Origin of the sequence: Jejuia spongiicola (genome assembly GCF_023502325.1) — a bacterium.
GTDB lineage: Bacteria > Bacteroidota > Bacteroidia > Flavobacteriales > Flavobacteriaceae > Wocania_A > Wocania_A spongiicola.
Window position 1 is genome coordinate 151,414 of sequence record NZ_JAMFLZ010000006.1, and the last position, 22,133, is coordinate 173,546.

General features: G+C 32.5%; 13 protein-coding genes. All 13 read right to left on the bottom strand.

Features of this window, described 5'->3' with window-relative positions:
- Window position 1: 1 nt before the first annotated feature.
- The 13 genes from M3P09_RS14180 to M3P09_RS14240 all read right to left on the bottom strand — a co-directional run bounded on the left by M3P09_RS14180 (window position 2) and on the right by M3P09_RS14240 (window position 22,096).
- Complete coding sequence (locus M3P09_RS14180; RefSeq protein ID WP_249973642.1) at window positions 2–1,477, bottom strand: alpha-L-fucosidase; 1,476 nt, start codon at window positions 1,475–1,477, stop codon at window positions 2–4.
- Window positions 1,478–1,485: 8 nt separating this feature from the next.
- Window positions 1,486–3,834, bottom strand: coding sequence for a PDZ domain-containing protein (locus M3P09_RS14185; protein ID WP_249973643.1), 2,349 nt, complete (start codon window positions 3,832–3,834; stop codon window positions 1,486–1,488).
- A gap of 3 nt (window positions 3,835–3,837) precedes the next feature.
- Window positions 3,838–5,637 carry an alpha-L-fucosidase gene (locus M3P09_RS14190; RefSeq protein WP_249973644.1) on the bottom strand — a complete coding sequence of 600 codons (1,800 nt, stop codon included), beginning with the start codon at window positions 5,635–5,637 and terminating at the stop codon, window positions 3,838–3,840.
- 37 nt (window positions 5,638–5,674) lie between these two features.
- Window positions 5,675–6,526: a fumarylacetoacetate hydrolase family protein gene (locus M3P09_RS14195; protein WP_249973645.1), complete on the bottom strand. Its 852-nt coding sequence runs from the start codon at window positions 6,524–6,526 to the stop codon at window positions 5,675–5,677.
- A 37-nt stretch (window positions 6,527–6,563) separates the two neighbouring features.
- The gene (locus M3P09_RS14200) at window positions 6,564–8,900 is read right to left on the bottom strand and encodes a beta-N-acetylhexosaminidase (protein WP_249973646.1); all 2,337 of its coding nucleotides are present in this window, start codon (window positions 8,898–8,900) and stop codon (window positions 6,564–6,566) included.
- A gap of 10 nt (window positions 8,901–8,910) precedes the next feature.
- Entirely contained in the window at window positions 8,911–9,690 is a 780-nt protein-coding gene (locus M3P09_RS14205; RefSeq protein ID WP_099563970.1) for an SDR family NAD(P)-dependent oxidoreductase, read from the bottom strand.
- A gap of 71 nt (window positions 9,691–9,761) precedes the next feature.
- Window positions 9,762–11,372, bottom strand: a complete 1,611-nt coding sequence (locus tag M3P09_RS14210; protein WP_284041204.1) for a UxaA family hydrolase — start codon at window positions 11,370–11,372, stop codon at window positions 9,762–9,764.
- Between the two features lie 168 nt (window positions 11,373–11,540).
- Complete coding sequence (locus tag M3P09_RS14215; protein ID WP_249973647.1) at window positions 11,541–12,725, bottom strand: PNGase F N-terminal domain-containing protein; 1,185 nt, start codon at window positions 12,723–12,725, stop codon at window positions 11,541–11,543.
- A 24-nt stretch (window positions 12,726–12,749) separates the two neighbouring features.
- Window positions 12,750–13,586, bottom strand: a complete 837-nt coding sequence (locus M3P09_RS14220) for an endonuclease/exonuclease/phosphatase family protein (RefSeq protein WP_249973648.1) — start codon at window positions 13,584–13,586, stop codon at window positions 12,750–12,752.
- A gap of 5 nt (window positions 13,587–13,591) precedes the next feature.
- Window positions 13,592–15,814: a glycoside hydrolase family 20 protein gene (locus M3P09_RS14225; protein ID WP_249973649.1), complete on the bottom strand. Its 2,223-nt coding sequence runs from the start codon at window positions 15,812–15,814 to the stop codon at window positions 13,592–13,594.
- 3 nt (window positions 15,815–15,817) lie between these two features.
- Window positions 15,818–18,046 (bottom strand): GH92 family glycosyl hydrolase, encoded by a 2,229-nt coding sequence (locus M3P09_RS14230; protein WP_249973650.1) that lies wholly within the window; start codon window positions 18,044–18,046, stop codon window positions 15,818–15,820.
- 12 nt (window positions 18,047–18,058) lie between these two features.
- Window positions 18,059–19,528 carry an alpha-L-fucosidase gene (locus tag M3P09_RS14235; protein WP_249973651.1) on the bottom strand — a complete coding sequence of 490 codons (1,470 nt, stop codon included), beginning with the start codon at window positions 19,526–19,528 and terminating at the stop codon, window positions 18,059–18,061.
- A 252-nt stretch (window positions 19,529–19,780) separates the two neighbouring features.
- Window positions 19,781–22,096: a GH92 family glycosyl hydrolase gene (locus M3P09_RS14240; protein WP_249973652.1), complete on the bottom strand. Its 2,316-nt coding sequence runs from the start codon at window positions 22,094–22,096 to the stop codon at window positions 19,781–19,783.
- Window positions 22,097–22,133: the final 37 nt, after the last annotated feature.

Below are 22,133 nucleotides of genomic sequence, written 5' to 3' on the forward strand. Positions count from 1 at the left end.
TTTATTTATTAATTTTTATGGCATAAGCATAATCATCAGTTTCTTTAAACTTTTTAGGCAAATACACTGGCATTTCTATAATAAAATCTGAGCCTTTCTGTACTCCTTTTAATGGTTCTCCTGTGGCCAATAAAGTTATAGTCGTACTACTAGAAGGTTTAAAGTTTCTTATAATAACCAGTTCTCTCCATTCTGGCACAATTACAAAATTGGCATTACTGTTTTGAGTAAAAAACAGTTCTTTTACAGCATAACCTGGTTCTGGGTCTATGGTTTGTTTTAAAATAAAATCGCCTCCTAAATAATGCTGTTTTGGTTTATAGTTCTTTTCTCCCTTTAATGACCACTGAAATGAGTTTTTCCAAGGCTTTGTTCCATATATAGCTTCTCCATTTGTACTTAACCATTCCCCTATTTGTAACAAACGTTCTTGCATAATTACTGGAATACTTCCACGAGCATCTGGTCCTATATCAAGTAATAAATTCCCTCCTGTGCTTACAATGTTTACGAGATTAAGAACCAGGGTTTTTGGCGAATTATAGTCTTCAAAATCTTCGTTTTGATTATACCCGAAAGAAAAGCCCATACCGCGACATTCTTCCCAAGGACGTTTAAACTCAGGAGCTTCAGCTTCGTATTCTGTAGTAAAATAGCCTCCATGATGTTTACGAATTCCTTTTCCCCACCTATCATTTATAACAATATTATCTTTTGCTACCGATTCGTTAAATAACCAAGCCAAAAATTCTTTCGATTTCCATTTGTCAGCTTCCATATCCCACTCGCCATCTGCCCATAAAACATCAGGATTGTACTTAGTTACCAAATCTTTTACCTGCGGTAAATAATGCTCATCAACAAAACGTTCTTTGTCATTTAACCATAAAGGGTGATACCACTCGTAGAGCGAATAGTATAATCCCATTTTAACACCGGTCTTTTTTACTGCAGAAGATAGCTCACCAACCAAATCACGCTTAGCTCCAACCTCCATACTATTCCATGCAAAACCTCTATCATTAGCTTCTTTATTTGGCCATAAAGTAAAACCATCATGATGCTTTGATGTTAACACTATATATTTTGCTCCAGATTTTTCAAATAATTGTGCCCACTCATCTGGATTAAACAAATCGGCTTTAAATAGTTCGCCAAAATTGTAATAAGAAAAGTGATCTCCATAAGTTCTTTTATGAAAATTAGCTACTTCATCTCCTTTAAAATTTCCATTTCCAAAAAGTGATTTACTTTGCAACCAATATTGATACCATTCTGAATATGTGCCTTTTGGTGTCCATGCAGGAACTGAGTAAGGCCCCCAATGAATAAAAATTCCAAATTTTGCGTCTTGAAACCATCCTGGAATTGGTCTACTATCTAGCGACTCCCATGTTGGCTTATAGTTTTCTTGAGATTTTGAAATACCACAAACTAAAATCATCAGGAAAAAAATAACTATCCTATGCTTCTTCATACTTTTTTTCATTTTAAATTAATTTTTAATTTTTGAGATTTTTGATTTCTATAGATCTCCAGATTTAATACTCCTTTCCAATTATTATTTTGATAAACATTCATTAAATCTGCAATAACTTTTGTCTTATCATTTTCAGCACTAATAATCACATCTCCCTTTTCAAGAGTTGACTTAGCAATAATAGAATTATCTTCAATATCAAGTATTAAGACTCCAGAGGTTTCATTAAGTCCAGCAGCCGAACGCTCAGCCATGGTTTCAATATTTTTAAGTGTAGCTCCTAACCAACTTACTTTTAAATTCTTTTTAGAAGCATTGGCACTCCATATAATTGGTGTTTCTGGTTGCTTTGCAAGTGCTTTCAGGTTCTCGTTTTTTACGCCAAAGTCATTCATTTTAAAGTTTTTAAAACCAATCTGAAAAGCTGGAGAATTTTCAGAAACTGTATAATCGGCTTGCTCAGGATTTTTAAAGTTGGGATTTCCAAAAATGCTGTGAGTATCTACGCCATTATTTTGAGCTTTAAGTAATGCTGTTTGATCTGGAAATAAATTGAAATCAACTTCTTTTCCCCAAGCTTGAAGTCTAATATCTTTATGTTCAGTTAATACTATATTTCTTCTGAATATATCTTCACTCTTTTTAAACCAAACATGTGGATGAAAACCATTATTAATCATAATGTTATTTTCTACTGTTCTGTAAAAACCTTCTCGAAGTTTTAAGCCTCCATTTAAACAAACATTGTTGTAAATTTTATAATTGGAAGAACCATCGTCCAAATCTATATCCCAACCATGATCACACCTAAATCTGTTATTCCTAATGATTGTTTGGTGTATAGCATCCCACTTAGGCATATTTGGGTACATAGTAACAATACTGTCTAATATAGACCTGTTTGGGTGCCAAAAACGATCTCTCCCCCAGGAGTTAAATGCGCCATGGTCACCAGATTCTAAAACAGTATTAAATACATCATTTTGCTCAATAATATGTCCTCCCCAAGTACCATCACAAATATTAATACCTGCTCTGGGTACATCGTATATAGTATTATTACTAACCGTAATATCCATGGCCATAGATATATTTACACCTGCAGTTTGTTTTTCTATCCGTCCAATACGATAAATAAGATTATTGTCAACTTTAGATACACTTGGGTAGTTATTATTTTTAGGCCCCTTAATAGTATCTAACTTGGTAAGCTCTACAAATTCATAATATTGAAAAGAAGGTGAACGTACAGCTGTTGGGCTTCCCACAAAATTAATGGCAGTTGCGCCACAATCATGAATGTGATTATTTTTTATGGACACATCTCTATTGTATGCGCTTACAAAAATAGCATTGCCTCCCAGATTTGTGAATTCGCAATTTTCAATTTCAACATTTTCTGTGCCTTCGATAAATAATGCTCCTCCTCTGTATATGGTCCAATCGCTGCGCAATAAAGGTTCGTAATCTTCAAACAATGTACGCTGTGTATGTTCGAATTTAATACCACTAATGCTAATATTTTTTACAGGATTTTCTTCAGAACCAACAATATCGATAAGGTGTTTTTGTTGCACAATTTCGAAAGTAGCATTGTTTAAATCTGCTTTTGCATCTGGCCAATAGTATAATTGATTATTTGAATCTAAATACCATTCTTTTGGGCTATCAAGTTCTTCAAAAACATTTTCAACCATACGGTAAGTGTCATGCATTTTTGATGGTCTATTATTTTGATGCCCTTTAGTTAATATTAATTCTCCTTTATCATTTACACCTTCAGCGAGGTAATGAAATCCTCCCCATTCTCCTCGATGCATGGCATGTATAATAGCGCCTTTAGGGTTTTTCCATGTAGCAACTCGATCAGATGAAATAGCATCGCTTGCATGCCCCTGCCAATGGCCTCCGTTTTCATTATAGTTAGGATATCGAGCTAATATCTGTTGATTTCCATTAATGTAAAGTTGATCAAATGATTCGTTTTTTGGTATTTGAGCTACCCAAATGTTATCATCATATTTTTCCCATTTCAACTGAAGAGTTTTTGATCCTTTAATAATTGTTTTATCTACCCCTGCTCCTATCAGTTTTAATTCTCCATAGGCTGGTTTTATTTTTGCAGCAGAATTTAGCCTATATACGCCTTCAGAAATATTTATAGTTATAGGACTATTAATATTCTCATTACGCATTTCTTCTACCTTACCAAGTGCCTCTTCAATAGTATTAAAGGTAGAAATAGAATCTCCATTTCCATCAGAAACGACATTAATCACTTGTTCTTGCTGTTTAGAACATGCCGCCATAAAAATGAAAATGGTAAAATATATGAAAGAAGTGTATTTTCTCATACTTTAATTTTTATCAATTTCAAAAGTCCAAGCATCATGAGATGGCATTTCTCTATACTTAATGCTACTTGTATTAATATGCATTTTTCCATTTATATATTGCCATGGCAATGTTTTATTCAACCCTAACAATTTAACCTCAGCATCTTTACCTGGATTTGGAATAGTTAATACTAGGTTTTCTTCTGGCCATTCAAAGCTAATAGCATAAACCTTGTTTTTATTTTGAGTATAACATAGGTAGGTTTTAAGAGATGAGTAACTTCCTGTCAACCCATTCTTTGATTTTTCCTTATCTAAAAACAATGCAGAAGGTGGGACTAATTGCTTGTCTTTATTTTTTGTGTTCCAAAATAAAGCAATAGACGCGTTTTGCTTTTTCTCTCTATATTTAATTTGAATGGCATATAGTTCACCCGTTTTTAATTTTATTTTCCCCATTGATGATGCACTTGTATTTGCCCCCATTACTTCAGATTGAGACCCTTTTGCTGTATAATTTTGATTAATAACTAATTTGTTGTTTATATAAACAACAGCTTCATCATCAGCTTTAATTTCAAAGGTATATGTATCCGTTTTTGGTGCTTCAATGAAGCCATTCCACTCAACCGCAAAATTGTCTTCTTTAATTCCTTTCATTGGAGAGTTTCGTACCCAATTAAAATTAATTTGATTATCTATACGGTTAATAGTAACTTCTTTTTCTTCTTCTTTAATTGAAAATGGCTTAGAACCATAAATAGCATCACCATTAATTTTTAACCAACTACCTAATTGAATTAAGCGTTCTTGTTGAATTAAAGGTATTTGCCCATCTGCTTTAGGTCCAACATTTAAAATCATTCCTCCTCCATTAGCAACTGCTTGTACAAAACGATGAATAAGCTCTTGTGATGTTCCATAAGCCTCCAAATTTTCATTTCTGTTTAAACCAAAAGATCGGCCTAACCCTCTTACTTCTGCCCAAGGTCTATTGGTTACTTTTATTCCAGCGCTATATTCAGGTGTTAAAAACCCAACATCTAAACCATGCCCCCAACGGTTATTAACAATTGCATCATCTCCTACTAGGTTATAATACCAATCAATTAATTCAGCCGAATGCCATTGCTTTGCTGTATTAAACCATTCGCCGTCAGCAAAAATCAATGATGGTTTGTAAGTAGAAATTAATTCTTTAAACTGAGGAATCATATAATTGTCTACATAATTTCCAATACTATCGTGAGGATCGGTATACCAACGGTGTAATGGATGGTTCCATTCTGCAAGAGAATAGTACAATCCCATTTTTAGTCCAGATTTTCTAACAGATTTAGTTAATTCTCCAACCAAATCACGTTTAGGTCCTACATCAAAACTATTCCAGTTTCTATTATATTTACTCGGCCATAAGGCATAACCATCGTGGTGCTTTGATACAAACATCACATATTTCGCTCCAGCATTTTTGAATAAGGTTGCCCATTCATCTGGATTAAATAATTCGGCTTTAAATAATGGAGCAAAGTCTTTATAAGTAAAATTATCACCATAAGTCTTCTTAACAAAACTTGTACGTAAAGTGTCATTTAGTTGTAGCCCTCGTAAAAACCACTCAGCATATGATTCTTTACCACCATAAGCTGGTACTGAATACAGACCCCAATGTATAAAAATACCTAATTTGGCATCTTTAAACCATTCAGGGTATGGGCGTTCTTGAACTGATTTTATCAATTCTAATTCATTAATATTTTGTGCCTTTCCAAAAAATATACTCAGCGAAAAAAATATAATTGTTAATCGTATTATTCTCATTCGTTTAAAACTGTTTTGCTAATTTTAATAAAACTTATTAATTTTTAATTTCAGCCGTTTTCATAGATACATAATTAATTAATGTACCTATAGGTGAAATAGTTATGGTTATTTTATCTCCTATTTTAAGTGTAAAATCATCATCAGGAACTAAGCATGTTCCTGTCATTAAAAAAACACCATTTGGAAAATCACATTCTCTAAAAAGATACTCTATCAACTCATTATGAGTTCTTTTCATCATTCCTATCTCCACTTTTCCGTAATACATCACCTTATCATTTCTTTCAATTTCTATTTCAATTTCTGTTTCAGTAGGTAAAGGGTTTTCAGATATATAGATGCAAGGGCCTAAACCTGCGCATTTTTCAAACACTTTGGCTTGTGGCAAGTATAATGGGTTTTCGCCTTCTATACTTCTAGAACTCACATCATTTCCAATAGTATATCCTTGAATTTCTCCAGCTGAATTTATTAATAACGTTAACTCTGGTTCGGGTACATCCCAATCTGAATCTTTTCTAATATTAATTTCTTTTCCTGTACCTACTACTCTTTGAGATGTAGCTTTAAAAAATAACTCTGGCCTATCTGCATCATACACTTTATTATAGAAAACATCACCTCCTGAAGCTTTCGCTTCATCCATTCTTGCTTCTTTGCTTCTAAGGTAAGTAACTCCAGCTGCCCAAACTTCTTGAGCTCCAATTGGAGCTTCAATATTTTTAAGTAATTTTTTACTAACAACTTTTGCCGTCTCAATTTGTTTTTTCAAAAAAGCATATAAACCACTTCTATTAATAAAATGATCCCAATTATTTACTTCTAATTCATAAAAAGAGTTTTCGAATTCTACTATTGCTGTTTGCTCTTTTTTATATACTTTCATTTATATATCAACTCTAAATTTGCAAAAAATTCACCTTTTAATTAACTATGATTTCATCTATCCAGATATGTGACCGACTTCCATTTTTATGATGTCCTTCTGGAATAGGGTTAAGCCCTTTTGCCTTAATTTTTAATGTTTTTACATTAACTGCATCAAAAGGCAAACTAATATTTACTTTATTCCTCCCTTGCTCAGTTGCCACTTCTAACTGTTCTTTTTTGGTTAATAGCTTAAATGTTTTTCCATCTGTAGAACCAAAGACTTCAATTTCTGATGGTGGATAAATTCCTGAAATAGTAAACCGTAAAGCATCAAATTGTATTTGCTTTACTTGAGTTTCTTCATTGAAAACAACATCAAATTCTACAGCGTCTAAAAAATGACACCAAGACTTATCCCCTTTTGAAAGGGATCCATAACTCAAATCGGATAATTTTTCAATTCTCTTTCCTTGTTTATCAAAAACTTTTGCATTTTTTGCTTTATGAATTAAAAACTTTTTTGCTGAAACATACCCTACAGGTTTATCATTATTAAATGATCTAGCTTTTAATTGTGCTGTTTCTAAAATACTAAATGGGCCATTATATTTAGAAGATTGAATAGTAGGTTCAGTTCCATCTAAAGTATAATGAATATTTAACCCATTAACCTCCGTTTTCATTTGTATCTCTATTTCTTTTCCATTCCCAGTATGGTCAATCCAAGGGCTAAAAGCGCTTACTGCATACCTAACTTCTTGCGCGTCTAGTCTATTGAACTGTGTATAAAGCCGGTTTGTAAAATCATTCCAGTTTTTCTTCTCATGTGGTGTCCATGCACTTTCGGCAATAGCATAAGTTCTAGGGAAACTCATGTAAGTAAATTTGCCCCAATCACTAATGGACTCGGTCCACATATTGGCTTGAATACCTTTTATAAGCCGCCCTTCTTCTTGTGTTAATGCTTCTGGTATAACTTTGTAACTATATGATGTTGAAAGCAATAAGCGTGAGTACCCTAAATTAGGTTCTAAGTCATCATGACCTTGTTTTAAATCTATATAACAATAATTACTGGGTGTCATTATAACTTCGTGCCCCGCTTTTGCAGAAGCGATACCTCCTTTTTCTCCTCTCCAACTCATTACTGTAGCATTAGGAGCTAAACCGCCTTCAAGTATTTCATCCCAGCCAATCATGATACGATTACGTTTATTAATTATTTTTTCAATACGCTTAATAAAATAGCTTTGTAATTCATGCTCGTCTTTTAAGTTTTCATCTTTCATTCTTTGCTGTGCATGCGGATCTACTTTCCATTGCTCCTTACTACACTCGTCACCACCAATATGAACATATTTAAAAGGGAATAAATCCATAACTTCATTAAGCATTGTTTCGGCAAACTGAAAAGTTTCTTCTTTACCAGGGTTATATGTGTTATTCTTAAAAACGCCCCCTGTAGCAACATAAGGCTCAGCATTTACACAGCCAATTTCTGGATAAGAAGCTATAGTAGCCTGAGCATGTCCTGGCATATCAATTTCTGGAATAATCTCTATATATCGTTCTTTGGCATAATCAATAATCTCTTTAACATCTTCTTGTGTATAAAATCCACCATAAGTCGCTTTTTCATCAGGTTTCTGTTCTGGCCTTCCCCACCAATTAGATTTAGTTTCATCAGTAATATTATAATCTACTCTCCAAGCTCCAATCTCTGTAAGCTTAGGATAACTTTTAATCTCTAAACGCCACCCTTGATCGTCTGCCAAATGCCAATGAAACCGGTTTAGTTTCAGCTCTGTCATATAATCAATTACTTCCTTTACTTGTTCTTTATTAAAAAAATGTCGTGATACATCGAGCATATAACCACGCCAACCAAACGCTGGATTATCTTTAATATCTACAATTGGAATACCCCATCTAACATTTTGTAATGTGTTTTTATAAAAAGCCGTAGGTAGCAATTGTTTTAAACTTTGTAAAGCATAAAAAAAGCCTGCTTTCGATGATGCTTCAATGTTTATCGCATCAGCAGAAGTTTTTAATTGATACCCCTCTGCTTCAATTGTTTTATTTGTAGAAAAGGTAATATCACCTTTATCTGCAATTACTATTTGAGGTGTCCAACCAGCTACTTCTTGAAATTGGCTAAAAAATTGACTAGCAATATTTTCCTGCATTTCATTTTCAACAGCTATTATTGAAGACTCCTTTATTTCAAAATGTCCTTCAGATTTAATAAGGTTTATTGGCTTAGGAATAATATGTGCTTCACCTATTTGAAGTTCCAGCTTTCTTTCATTACATGAGCTTAATAAAATTAAGCTCAATATAAGTGCGCTAAAATATTTAAGTCTTCTATTATTCTTCAAAATATTCATATTCAAAATTTTAACCATTTAGTTTTATAAATCCGCCATCAATAGGAAAGTCAGTTCCTGTTATAAATGATGCTTCATTTGAGCATAAGTACAAAGCTAAATTTGCTATTTCTTCAGGTTTCCCCATTCTACCAATGGGCTGTGTTTTTGACAGTGCATCAAACATTTCGTCTTCTTTTCCTGGATAATTCTTTTTAATAAATCCATCTACAAAAGGCGTGTGCACTCTTGCTGGAGAAATACAATTACAACGGATATTACTATCTAAATAATCTTTAGCAACAGAGTAAGTCATTGTTAAAACAGCTCCTTTAGACATGGAATAGGCAAAACGATCTGAAATACCAACCGACGATGCTATTGATGCCATATTAATAATAACACCTCCACCTTGCGCTTTCATTTTTGGTACCGTTGCATAAATACAATTATAAACGCCTTTTACATTAACATTATAAACGCGGTCTAAATCTGATTCAAAAGTATTTTCAACATTACCAACATGCGCAACTCCTGCATTGTTTATTAATATGTCTATCTTATTATTTTTAGCAATTTCATCAATAATATTTTTTACTTGCAAATGGTTGGAAACATCACATTGGTAAAAATTAGCTTCTCCTCCATCATTCTTAATTTCTTTTACCGTTTGCTCTCCGCTTTCTTTACTAAATTCTAAAATATGAATGTAGGCACCTTGTTGTGCAAATGTTTTAGAAATTGCTTCCCCTATACCACTTGCTCCGCCTGTTATAATAGCTGATTTTCCTTGTAAATTGAATTTTGACATTTTATACTATTTTTTGATAAATGAAAAGCCCAAGTTGGATACTTTAAAATAATTATCTTTATTTAATAAAATCATAATGAAACACCTCTTTTCCAAGGTATAAAATCATCCTGTTCTAATTTTGTTGCACATGTCTGATGCCTACCACTTGCAACTTCAATGATTAAGTCTATAAGTTCTTCTGATAGAGATTCTTGTGAAACGTTCTCAGAAATCATTCGCCCTGCATCAAAATCAATAATATCTTTCATTTTTACAGGCAACATAGAGTTTGATGATATTTTTATTACTGGACAGATAACATTGCCTGTGGGTGTACCTAACCCTGTAGAAAACAATATAATATTAGCTCCAAAACCTGCTAAGCCTGTAGTAGACTCAACATCGTTACCTGGGGTACATAATAAATTTAAGCCTTGCTTTGTAGCATACTCTCCGTAATCGATAACATCAGCAACTGGTGCACGTCCTCCTTTAGTGGCTGCGCCTGCTGATTTTATAGCATCAGTAATTAAACCATCCTTTATATTACCAGGAGATGGGTTCATATCGAAGCCCGAACCAACTTTTTTGGCTTGACCATTATAACTCTCCATAATATAAATAAACTTCTTTGCTACATCTTCGTTCGGGCATCTATCAATTAAGTCTTGCTCTACACCACATAATTCTGGAAATTCTGACAAAATACTTTTTCCTCCAATAGCATTAATTTTATCAGAAACGACACCCATAAGTGGATTGGCGGTAATTCCTGAAAACCCATCAGAACCGCCACATTCTAAGCCAATACTTAACTTACTTAATGGAGTAGGTTGTCTTTCAATTTGATTTACTTTCTCTAATGCTGTATAAGTTTCTTTTATTGCTTCTGTGAGCATATTATTTTCAGTAGCATATTGTTGTTGCTCAAAATACAGTACAGGCTTATCAGTACTAAAACGCTCATGTAAAGCATCTTGCAGCATACTCATTTGGGCATGTTGACAGCCTAAACTCATCACTGTTGCTCCAGCAACATTAGGGTTTTTAATATAGCCTGCTAATAAGTTCACCAAAGCTTGAGCATCATCTTTTGTTCCTCCACAACCTCCTTCATGAGTTAAAAACTTAATCCCATCTATATTATTAAATACTTTTTGGTTTAAAACTTCTTCTTCGTAAGGTATTTCAGAATTACCATTAACTAAACTTCTTAGTTTAAGACGATAGGGATTTTCTTTTTTAAAACCCAACTCAGCTTCAAAAGCTTCTTTTAACACTTTAAGATTTCTATTTTGACAAAATACCATTGGAACGAAAATCCAATAATTTGAAGTTCCTACTTGTCCATCTTTTCTATGGTAACCCAAAAACGTTTTTCTATCTAAGCCATTGGTAAATGGTTTTTCATAATTATAATTGGTGTTTTTATATTGATAAGGTGCAGCTACATGCTTTAAATTTTCAGTTGTTATTAAACCTCCTTCTTCAATAGATTTAATAGCTTTTCCTACAGGAACACCGTACATTGTTACTATATCTCCAACATCTAAAGATTCAAGAGCAAACTTATGCTTTACAGGAATATCATCGGTAATAACAATATTAGAACCGTTAACTGAAAAATTCTCTCCTTTTTTTATAGAAACTAATGCAACTGAGACATTATCTTTAGGAGATATAATTAGATTTTTCTTCAAAATATCAATAATAAGATTAGCAAGTAAAATGTTACATATGTTACTATTAAAGCGTTCATACGCAATACAAACAAAAATAATATAGATGTATATGTGTTGCTACCTTTTAAAATACCTAAACTAATACTTTCTTTGCAGCGAAATGGTATTTATAGTGTAAAAACAGAATTATTCTTCAAAAGTTAAATAAGCAGATACTAACCAATGATTTAATTTATCTCCATCAATTGGTGTTGCTGGTATTTGTATTTTAAGTTGATGTTCTCCTTTCTTTAAATCGCCTAATTTAACAATCATAGGCTTTACAGATGAACCCGGACACCAATTTGAGCGTGATAAATCTGATGATGCTATACGCTCCTCAATTACTTTTATAGCTCTCTTTTTAGTTTCAAAATCATAATAAGCAGCAGAATCTTTTTTAATCCATACACCAGAAGTTGGATTAAATCGTCTAAAAGATGCGCAATCATCTCGCCACGGAATAGTATCTAATACTAATTCATTATTAAAGTAAATGCTATTTTTTATTTTGATAAATTCATCGCCTCCACTATGACCGCCATGACCTGTTGTTATGTAGTGTAATTTTGCGTTTTTTACATCTTCATCTAAACGAAAAGAATGGGTTAAAGGTTTTTTAGCAAAAATATCAGGGATACTTTGTCCATTAACGTAAGGTATCGTATTGACTAATGGTAACACTTTAAGTGTTTTTCTTTCTCGATTAGAATATGATAATTTCAAATCAAAATTATACCCTTCAGCAGTCCAAGAGTCTATCCAAACGCCTATATAAAAGCTACCAGAAACCACGTCTTTTAATTGCGAAATATCGTGTTCCCAAACCACTTGTTTTTCCCAACTTGGTATATACACTGGTCTACGGTACTTTACTCTATTATCACTATAATGACCAACACCAAAAGGTGTCATAAATCGCATTAACTCTATTACTGGTTGATAGGTTTTCCCTGAGACAATACCTGGATGATTTTCAATATTGAATGAGCCTTCAGGAAACTTTTTGTGCCCCAATGAAACATCTAATATTGAAATTAATTTTGGGTCGGAGACAACAAAACAAGATCCTGATTTATCCCAACGGTCCCCATTAGAACGGACTGTTAATTTTATATTTACATCAGTTCCCTTAGGAAAATTTGGCGTCGTTATTTTTTTATAAACCACACGCCCACTTTGTAACATACGCGTTTCTATATCTAGGCCTTTTTCGCCATTAAAATTTAATGGTTGCTTGTTAAATACATTTATTTCAAAATTACTTTCTTGTCCAAAAACACAAGTACTAAACAATAATAAACTGATTGCTAAAATATTTCTAATCTTCATTTTAAACTAAATAATTGTAAGGTACTAAAATTCAAAATCTATTATAACTGGCAAATGGTCTGATGGGTATTTACATTCTTTATTATCACTTAAAACCGCATATTTAAGTACCTTAATATTTTTTTTACTCGTAAAAACATAATCAATTCTATTTGAAACTGGTTTGTTAAAATTAAAACCGTTATAAGTTCCTGTTGGTCCAAAAGATTTTAATGCACTAACATTTTTAGTGTCATTTAAAACTTTTGAAAATAATTGAATCGGTTTGGTTTCAGGTTTTAAATTAAAATCTCCCATTACAATCACTGGTAAGTTATTGATGTTAAATTCTTTGATTTTTTTAATAATCAGTTCAGCACTCTTTTCTCTTGCCACATTACCAATATGATCAAAATGTGCATTAAAGACCCAAAAACGCTGGTCACTATCTTTAATTTTAAAAAGCCCGTAAGTACATATACGCTCCATTGAAGCATCCCAACCTATCGAAATCTTATTTGGTGTTTCAGACAACCAAAAGGTACCTTCACTTAATATACTAAGCCTTTCTTTATTATAAAATATGGCACTATACTCTCCTTTTGTCTTGCCATCGTCACGACCAACTCCTACATAATTATATTCAGTAAAAATGCTATCTAAATACTTTACTTGGTGTTCTAATCCTTCTTGAATTCCAAAAACATCAGGATTATTGTAAGCAATTTGATTACTTAAAAAAGCTTTTCTTTTTGACCATTGATTATCACCATCATTAGGATTGTCATACCTAATATTATATGTCATTACTTTATAAGACTGCGCTATTGCTCCCTGAAAAAAACAAATTGCAAGAGCTAGTATTACTTTTCTAAATAGCATAATTATTAATTTATAATGACTTCGTCAGCAAACACCCAAGATGGTAATCCTGCACCATGATGCCAATAAGGGGCTTTTTTATGATTTTCAGCTTTTATTTTTATATACCTCAATCGAGATGGTTTTGTTTCTAAATTAAAATACTGGATATCGTTTACTTTACTTTTTTTGTTTAAGGGCGTTTCATTTAAAACAACTCCAAGTTTTGAATATCTGTTTCCATCAATTGAACCATAATAAGTAACTTCTTTAGGAAAGAAAACAATATGATTTGTTACCTGCAAAAATGCTGTTGAAACAGTAGAAATTTCCTGCTCCTCTTCCAAGTCGATAACAGCTTCTAAATGATTGCCTTCAAAGCCTAACCAGTTGGAGTAAAAATTACTACCTCCTAAAGCCCCATCGGTTAAGGCTTGCGGGTTTTCGTTTGCATATTTTTTTGGCTTTGTTAATAAAGTTACTTTTTTACCAGATGCTATGTTAGGTTGTAAAGCCACTTGAATAGATTTTACATAAGCACTTCCGTAATCTTTAACCGTATAACCCATTTCGTTCATTAATACAATGTTAGCTTCGCTGCTAACGGATGTAAAATTCTCAATCAAAGATTTAGTGTCTTCACTAAGTTTAAAATCTTCAGAAATACTTTTTCTACAAGCTTCTAACACCGCATAATCTGTACTTAATCGTGCCACTTTTACACGCTTTAAAATTTCAGGTTTATCTGCTACTGCTTTTTCGGCTTCATCAAAAAAAGTAACATATTGTTTTAATAAATCTGGACTTAAATAAGCATCAAAGGCTTGCGATGGGTCTCCATATAAAAACAGAAAAAAATCTGGGTGTTTTTTTAATTCTTTGTGTATTAAATCTACATAGGATTTTATGTAGCTACCAGCTTCATGATAATATCCGTTAGTAAAATCTGTTATAATATCATCAACGTTTGCATCAGGGTTCCATAGTAATTTTGCCATTAAATATGAACGCAATTCAAACAACTCACTCGGGTTATTGCTGTGCTGTTCAAAAACCCACTTAGTATTATAATCTCTAAAAAATTGAATATTGGGTTGAAGCGTATTAAAATTGGGAAATGGTGCTAAAAAATTGGTAAACTGTGTAGTGTAATCCCAAATTCTAATATTTTCAGTTAAAGCGCTCCAGCCTTTTATATCATCTGCGAAATCGGTACATTTTTCTGTAATTGGTGCACTTCTATCACATTCAATTGAACATAAGGTAATCAGTACATTCTTTAAAGGTTTAGTTTTACAAGGTTTTCTGGTATATTGATATGCCAATGTTGAAATGGTTTTATCTGGAAAAGATTTTGCTACTTCATTTACAAAACGAATCATTGTTCCTGCATGACTTCCCTCTTCTTTATCTATTTCTTTACAATTTCCACATTCACAGTACTGAGTATTATCATTACTACTTACCGATATAACACTTGACTCTGGGTAACGCTGAAACATAGCTTTTACTGAGTCTTTTACAATTTCTAATACCTTTTTATTAGTTAAACATAATTGCGTAGGTAAGCGTTTGTTTCCGCGAAGTGCAAAGTATTCGGGATTTGATTTATAAAACTTTTCTTCTGGCAAAAAACGATGGAAGGTATGTACTTTTCCATTTGGTACATAAAAAGGGAAAGCTTCATAAGTTACTTTACGCTTATCAGCAAAGTCATGATTTTCATAAAACAATCTAGAATGCACCGTACGTGTTTTAATTTCTGGGTTGTAATTATAGTTTATATTTAAAGGCAACGTAATTGCTTTTAAACTCGGAATATCTTCAACATTTGGGGCATACCATTTACAATTCAAATAACGCTCTAAAAACTCATAAATCGCGTTTCTTAATGCTTCATCTGAACCTCCAGCAATGATTAGATTTTTGTTTTCTGTTTTAATACTAATTTCTTGATCTTGTAAATTCTCATTCAAAACATTTCCAATATATACTTTATGAGTCTTGGTGCTCTGCGAACTTTCCTCAATAATATCTATTTTAATGCCTGATATTTTTTGAAGATAATTTTGAAGAATTTCAGCAGATTGAGAACTATACTTTGTTGAAGAATCTAAAATTACAATTTCATAATCTGAAGCTCCCTTATTAACTAGAGTAATATTTTTGTCTTCGCAAGAAGAAACAAAAAGTAGAATTAACAAGCATTTAAAAGCTTTGGCAATATACTCACTAAATAAACTAAACATTGCTTATTGTTTTAAGTTAAACTGAATTTTTGAAGCCTTAGTAAGTGCTTCGTGACTTACAAAAAAAGAGGTATTAGTTTTTCCATTAATAGTAAATGATTTTAAATTCCCTGTTCCATTTTTTTCAATTATTAATGTCTTATTCTTATAATATCTTGTATCTAAGTGTATTGTTATTTTATCAAATCGTGGAGTAGTAATAGTATACAAAGGCTCTGCTGGAGATATTGGATAAATACCCATCATGCTATAAATTAACCACGCTGACATTGTTCCTGTATCATCATTTCCTGGTAAACCAGCTGGTTTGTTAGTAAAATATTCATTTATTAAACTGGTAACACGCTCTTGAGTTTTCCATTCAAAACCTTTTGTATAATTGTATAAATACGGGTAACCGATATCTGGCTCGTTAGCCATATCAAATTGTTTCTTTTCAAAAACTTCATCCAATTTTGCGACATACTTTTTGGTACCTCCCATCATCTTAATTAATGTTCTAGCATCGTGTGATACCATAAATGTGTATTGCCAAGAATTACCTTCAATAAATCCTAAATTCTTTTCAAAATTAGCTCCTTTATTAGGATTAAAAGGTGAATACCAAGAGCCATCATCATTTTTTGGGCGTAATAAGTTAAATTGTTTATCAAATAAATTTCTATATGTAACAGAACGTCTAGAAAACAATTTATAATCTTCTTTTTTACCCAAAGCTTGAGCTAATTTAGCAATAGCAAAATCTGTAATATTATATTCTTGAGTTGTTGAAACTGAACCACTTTTGGTCGTTTTTGTTGTTAAATAGCCTTTCTTAATATAGTCTTTAATACCTGGTCGTAATGGATTTTCTTCTAACTGTGTAGCACTTTTACGCATAGCTTCATATGCTTTTTCAATATCAAAATCTTTAATTCCTCTTAAATAAGTATCTGTTAAAATAATACCAGCAGGATCGCCTACCATGGTTGTAGTTTCGGTAGCATTAAGCTCCCATTTTGGTAACCAGCCGCTTTCATCATAAATATCCAACATGCTTTTTACCATATCTGATTGTTGCTTTGGATATATTAAAGACATTAACGAGTGTAAATTTCTATAGGTATCCCAAAATGAAAACACTGTAAAGCGAGTTCCATCTGTTTTAGCTGTTTCTCTCTTGGCCATAGTTGGATATTCACCATTAAAATCATTCAACGTATTTGGATGAATCAGTGTATGATATAAAGCCGTATAAAAAATGGTTTTATCATCTTTTGTTCCGCCTTCTACTTCAATTTTAGATAATAGTTTATTCCATTGCGAAGATGTGTTTTTATAAATCTCATCAAAACTCAAACTCTGGGTTTCTTTTTCAAGATTTTCTCTAGCATTTTCTATACTAACGTAAGACACTCCAATTTTAACCTCAACTTGGGTAGGCTTGTCAAAATGATAAGTAAAATAGCTTCCAATGCTATCTCCAATAACTTCTCTTCTGTAATCTTTGTATAAACGCGTTTTTCCGTTGTAAGGCATCCATTGCCCTTCTATTCCATTGTACTTTTTAGTTTTTTTCCAAACTCCAAAATCGTCAGCTGGTTTGCTAAATTTTGCTACAAAATAAACTGGATAAGACTCTTCTGGTTTGTAATAACAAAACGATCCTACATTGCGTATGCCCTCAATTTCGGTAGATGAAACTACTTTAACTGACGCACCTTCTTCATTCGTTAATCCCAATCCAAGATTGATAAGTATGTTTGATTGTCCTTTAGGGAACGAATATTTACTAACTCCAACCCTAGTTGTTGCGGTTACTTCTGTTTTTACATTATATTTTGAAAGTTTAACACTATAATATCCAGGTTTGGCAAGTTCATATCCATAAGTTGAACCATACTCTAAGTGATTAGTATTTAACTTTCCAGTTGTTGGCATGGTTAAAATAACGCCTAAATCTGGACAGCCTACGCCACTTAAATTAACATGAGAAAACCCAGTTAAAAATGTGTTTTCATTTACATACGGATTTGACAACCATCTGCTATCTTTTTCCAGAGGCAAATTTTGCGCGCCAGCAACATTAAACGGTGATACACTTGCCATACCACGCGGTGCGATAGCTCCGGGGTTAGTAGCTCCAAAATTTGAAGTTCCTATAAACGGATTTACATATTCAACTGGTTTTTGCGCATGATTGTATGATAAAAATGCAACTGAAAATATTAATAACAAAAAGTATTTATGCATATTAAAAATATATTATTTCTTTTTTGAAATTTTAAATACCCAAGCATTATCACAAGGTGGTTTGTTTTGTAATGCTTTAGGAATACTGACTTTAAATCCGCTTTTAAGCGGCTTCCACTTTAAATTTACACTGCTCCCCAATAACTTGATTTTTGATCCTTTTTTAGGAGATATTGAATTTACAACAATTTCTGAAGGCATTTTAGTTTCTTTTTCATTAGCTAAATACAATGCAAAAACATTACCCTCCTTATCTTGTGTAAAACAAATATTTTTTTCTTTATATGGTGCTAAGGGTTTGGTATTATATATAGCTGAGCTATTTATTTTCATCCAATCGCCATATTCTTTTAATAAATTATATGCTCCTTTTTGCCATTCTCCTTCAGGGCTAGGTGCAATATTAAGCAACAAGTTTCCTCCTTTTGCAACAACATCTACTAGCATATGTATGCCTTCTCTCCCACTCATATACTTAGCATTAGGTGTATACGACCATCCGCCACCAGAAATAATACACGATTCCCAAGGGTAAGGCAATGTTTTTTCTGGCACTCTATTTTCTGGAGTTAAATAATTTTGATTTTTACCATGAACAGCTCTATCTACAACAATTAGTCCTGGTTGCTTTTGTCTAGCTTTTACAACCAATTCGTCCATTTTTATGTCTTGATTAATAATACGGTGTTTTAGATAACCTTCTTCTGCATTATCAATAGTATGCTTATACCATTCAGTAATTTCAGCTTTAGGGGTTTTAGCAACCCAACCTCCATCTAACCATAAAATATCCATTTTTCCATAATCCGTCATTAACTCCATGATTTGATTATGAGTAAACTCTACATATTCGTTCCACTTTTCTGGGTTTTCAACAGGAGAATAATTTACGTTTCTATCTTTTGGTGGGAAATACGGGTCCCAGTAACTTTTAACATTCCAATCTGGTTTAGAAAAATAAGCTCCTGCCCATAATCCTTCATTTCTAAATGAATTAAATATCTCTTTAGCTATGTTTGCTTTAGGATGTGACGAAAACGGAGTATTTGGTGATGTGATTTTGTAATCTGTATATTTTGAATCAAACATACTAAAGCCGTCATGATGCTTTGTTGTAAATACCACATACTTCATTCCAGCATTTTTTGCAGCATTTGCCCATTTATCTGGATCGAACTTAACAGGGTTAAATGTTTTTTGGAGTCCTTCGTATTCCTTCTTATATAAAAAATAATTATCTGGGTTACTACCTTTTTTTCTTTCGCACCAACCATATTCTTCAGGTGACAATGACCAAGATTCAACAATTCCCCATTGACTATATGTTCCCCAATGCATAAGTAATCCAAACTTAAGACCTTGCCATTCATCTAATTTTTCTAAAACTAATGGGTCTGTTTCTGGTACATATCGTTCGTCTTCGTATATCGCTTGAGAAAAAGAAAAAGTGGAAATTAATAATGCTAATACTAAATTTTTCATCTGTTTTTGTTTTACTCAAAAATATTTTTTCTGATGGGAAATAACTACACATTAAATGGCTATAACCGATACTTTTTTTTCTTTAATAAATAAAAGGGATATACTTATTTAGTTCACTTTTATTAATAATACCCAAAAAGATCATTTTAGCTCTATTTTATAAAAACTTTAATAACATTTATTATTATTTTTATAGAATTTGGTTGAAAAACTCAAATCGGTATAACTCCTAAATCAAATTATTTACGCGTTTTATTTGCTTAACGAATAAGGCACATTTTCAGGATTACTTGCCCATTTTTTATTAGGAGTAGCATTCATATCAAACTCTAATTCTCCGCCTCTTTGAATGTCTTCAAAATTGATAAAACTATTATTCCATACCTTCCCATTTAATAATGCAGATTCAATGTATACATTATCTTTTGAATTATTAGGCGCAGATATAACAAAAGTTTTTCCATTTTCTAAAGTAATTGTAGCTTTCTTAAACAATGGACTTCCAATAACATATTCATCTATAGAAGGTGTTACAGGGTAAAACCCTAGCGAACTAAACACATACCATGCAGATGTTTGTCCATTATCCTCATCTCCACAATAACCATCTGGTGTAGCACTATATAATTTGGTTAAAACATCTCGTACTTTTTTTTGGGCTTTATATGGTGCATTTGCATGATTATATAAATATATCATGTGTTGTATAGGTTGATTACCGTGTGCATAATTACCCATATTAGCAATTTGCATTTCTCTAATTTCGTGAATAGTGAACCCATAATACGATGCATCAAAATCTGGTGGCATTTCAAAAACTTCATCTAATTTTGCTACAAAACTTTCTTTTCCTCCCATTAAATCAATTAATCCTTGGGTATCATGAAAAACTGACCAAGTATAATGCAAACTATTACCTTCGGTAAAAGCATCTCCCCACTTTAAAGGATTAAAAGGGGATTGAAAATTACCATCTTCATTCTTGCCACGCATTAAATTACTTGATGAATCAAACAAGTTTTTATAATTATAAGATTTTTTATAAAATTCATCAGCTAAATCTTTCTTATTCAGTTTTTCGACCATTTTCGCAATGGTAAAGTCTGCAAAAGCATACTCCAAAGTTCTTGCGGCGTTTTCATGAATACCAACATTATAAGGTACAAATCCTAGTTCATTATAATAATCGCCTCCTGCACGACCTACCGAATTTACAGGCCTGCCTTCTATTACATTTGCATTTTTTAAAATGGCTTCTAATAAAATATTTACATCTTTTTCATTTACATTTCCTTTTAAAAATGCATCGGCAATTATAGTAGCAGAATTAGATCCAATCATACAATCTCTATGTCCTGGGCTTGCCCATTCTGGTAGCCAACCAGATTCTTTATAGGTGTTTGCCAACCCTTCCATAATTTGTGAATTCAGCTGAGGATACATCATATTAAAAAACGGAAATACGGCTCTAAATGTATCCCAAAACCCATTATCGGTAAACATGTAACCAGGTAATACCTCGCCATTATATGGGCTGTAATGAATTACACTTCCGTTAGCGTCGTATTCATAAAACTTTCTTGGAAATAATAATACGCGATACAAACAAGAGTAAAAGGTTTTTATATTATCTATGTTTTCATCTTCTATAACAACTCTTTTTAATTCATTTTCCCAAGCGTTTGCAGCTTTCTCCTTTGTTTTTTCGAATGAATCGTTACCAATTTCAGTTTTTAAATTTAGTATTGCTTGTTCTTGACTAATAAAAGATGAAGCAACTTTTACATGAACCTGTTCGCCCTTTTTTGTTTTAAAGCCAATAATAGCTCCAACATGTTCTCCTTCACTTTCCATAGAGTTTTTAATCAAGTTCCAATCGTCTCCCCATGTATGATTGACTTCAAAATCCTTATCAAATTCGGCAACAAAATAATTATGAAAATTCTCTGGCACTCCTCCGCTATTATTTCGGCAATAACCAACAATTTTTCTTTCTTTAGGAAGAATTTTCACCATTGAACCTTTAAAAAATGCATCCAACATAATGTATGACGAGTCTGCTTTTGGGAATGTAAACCTAAAATGTGATGCACGTTCTGTAGGTGTAACCTCAGCAGTCACATCATAATCTGCAAGATATACACTGTAGTGATTTGGCTTTACAATTTCTGCTTTATGAGAAAAGTATGATGCCCTTTCTTCTTCTTTATACTTTAAATCTCCAGTTACAGCCATCAGAGAAAAAGCCGCATAATCATTAATCCATGGACTTGGTTGATGCGTTTGCTTTATACCGCGTATAGTTTTATCATCATATTTATAAGCCCAACCATCACCCATTTTAGCGGTTTGTGGTGTCCAAAAATTCATGGCCCAAGGCGTAGCTATAGCTGGATATGTATTTCCGTTTGATAAACTAAAATCTGAGTCTGTTCCCATGAGTGGGTTAACATAATCAATAAGTTCTTTAGCTTGCCCATTTTTAACAATAGTATCGCCCTGCTTATTGCATGCTATAAAGAGAGTTAAACCTGTAATTAATATAATTTTTGCTGTGAATTTTATCATTCTATAAATTCTATTGTTAATCTGTTTTTTTAAGTAT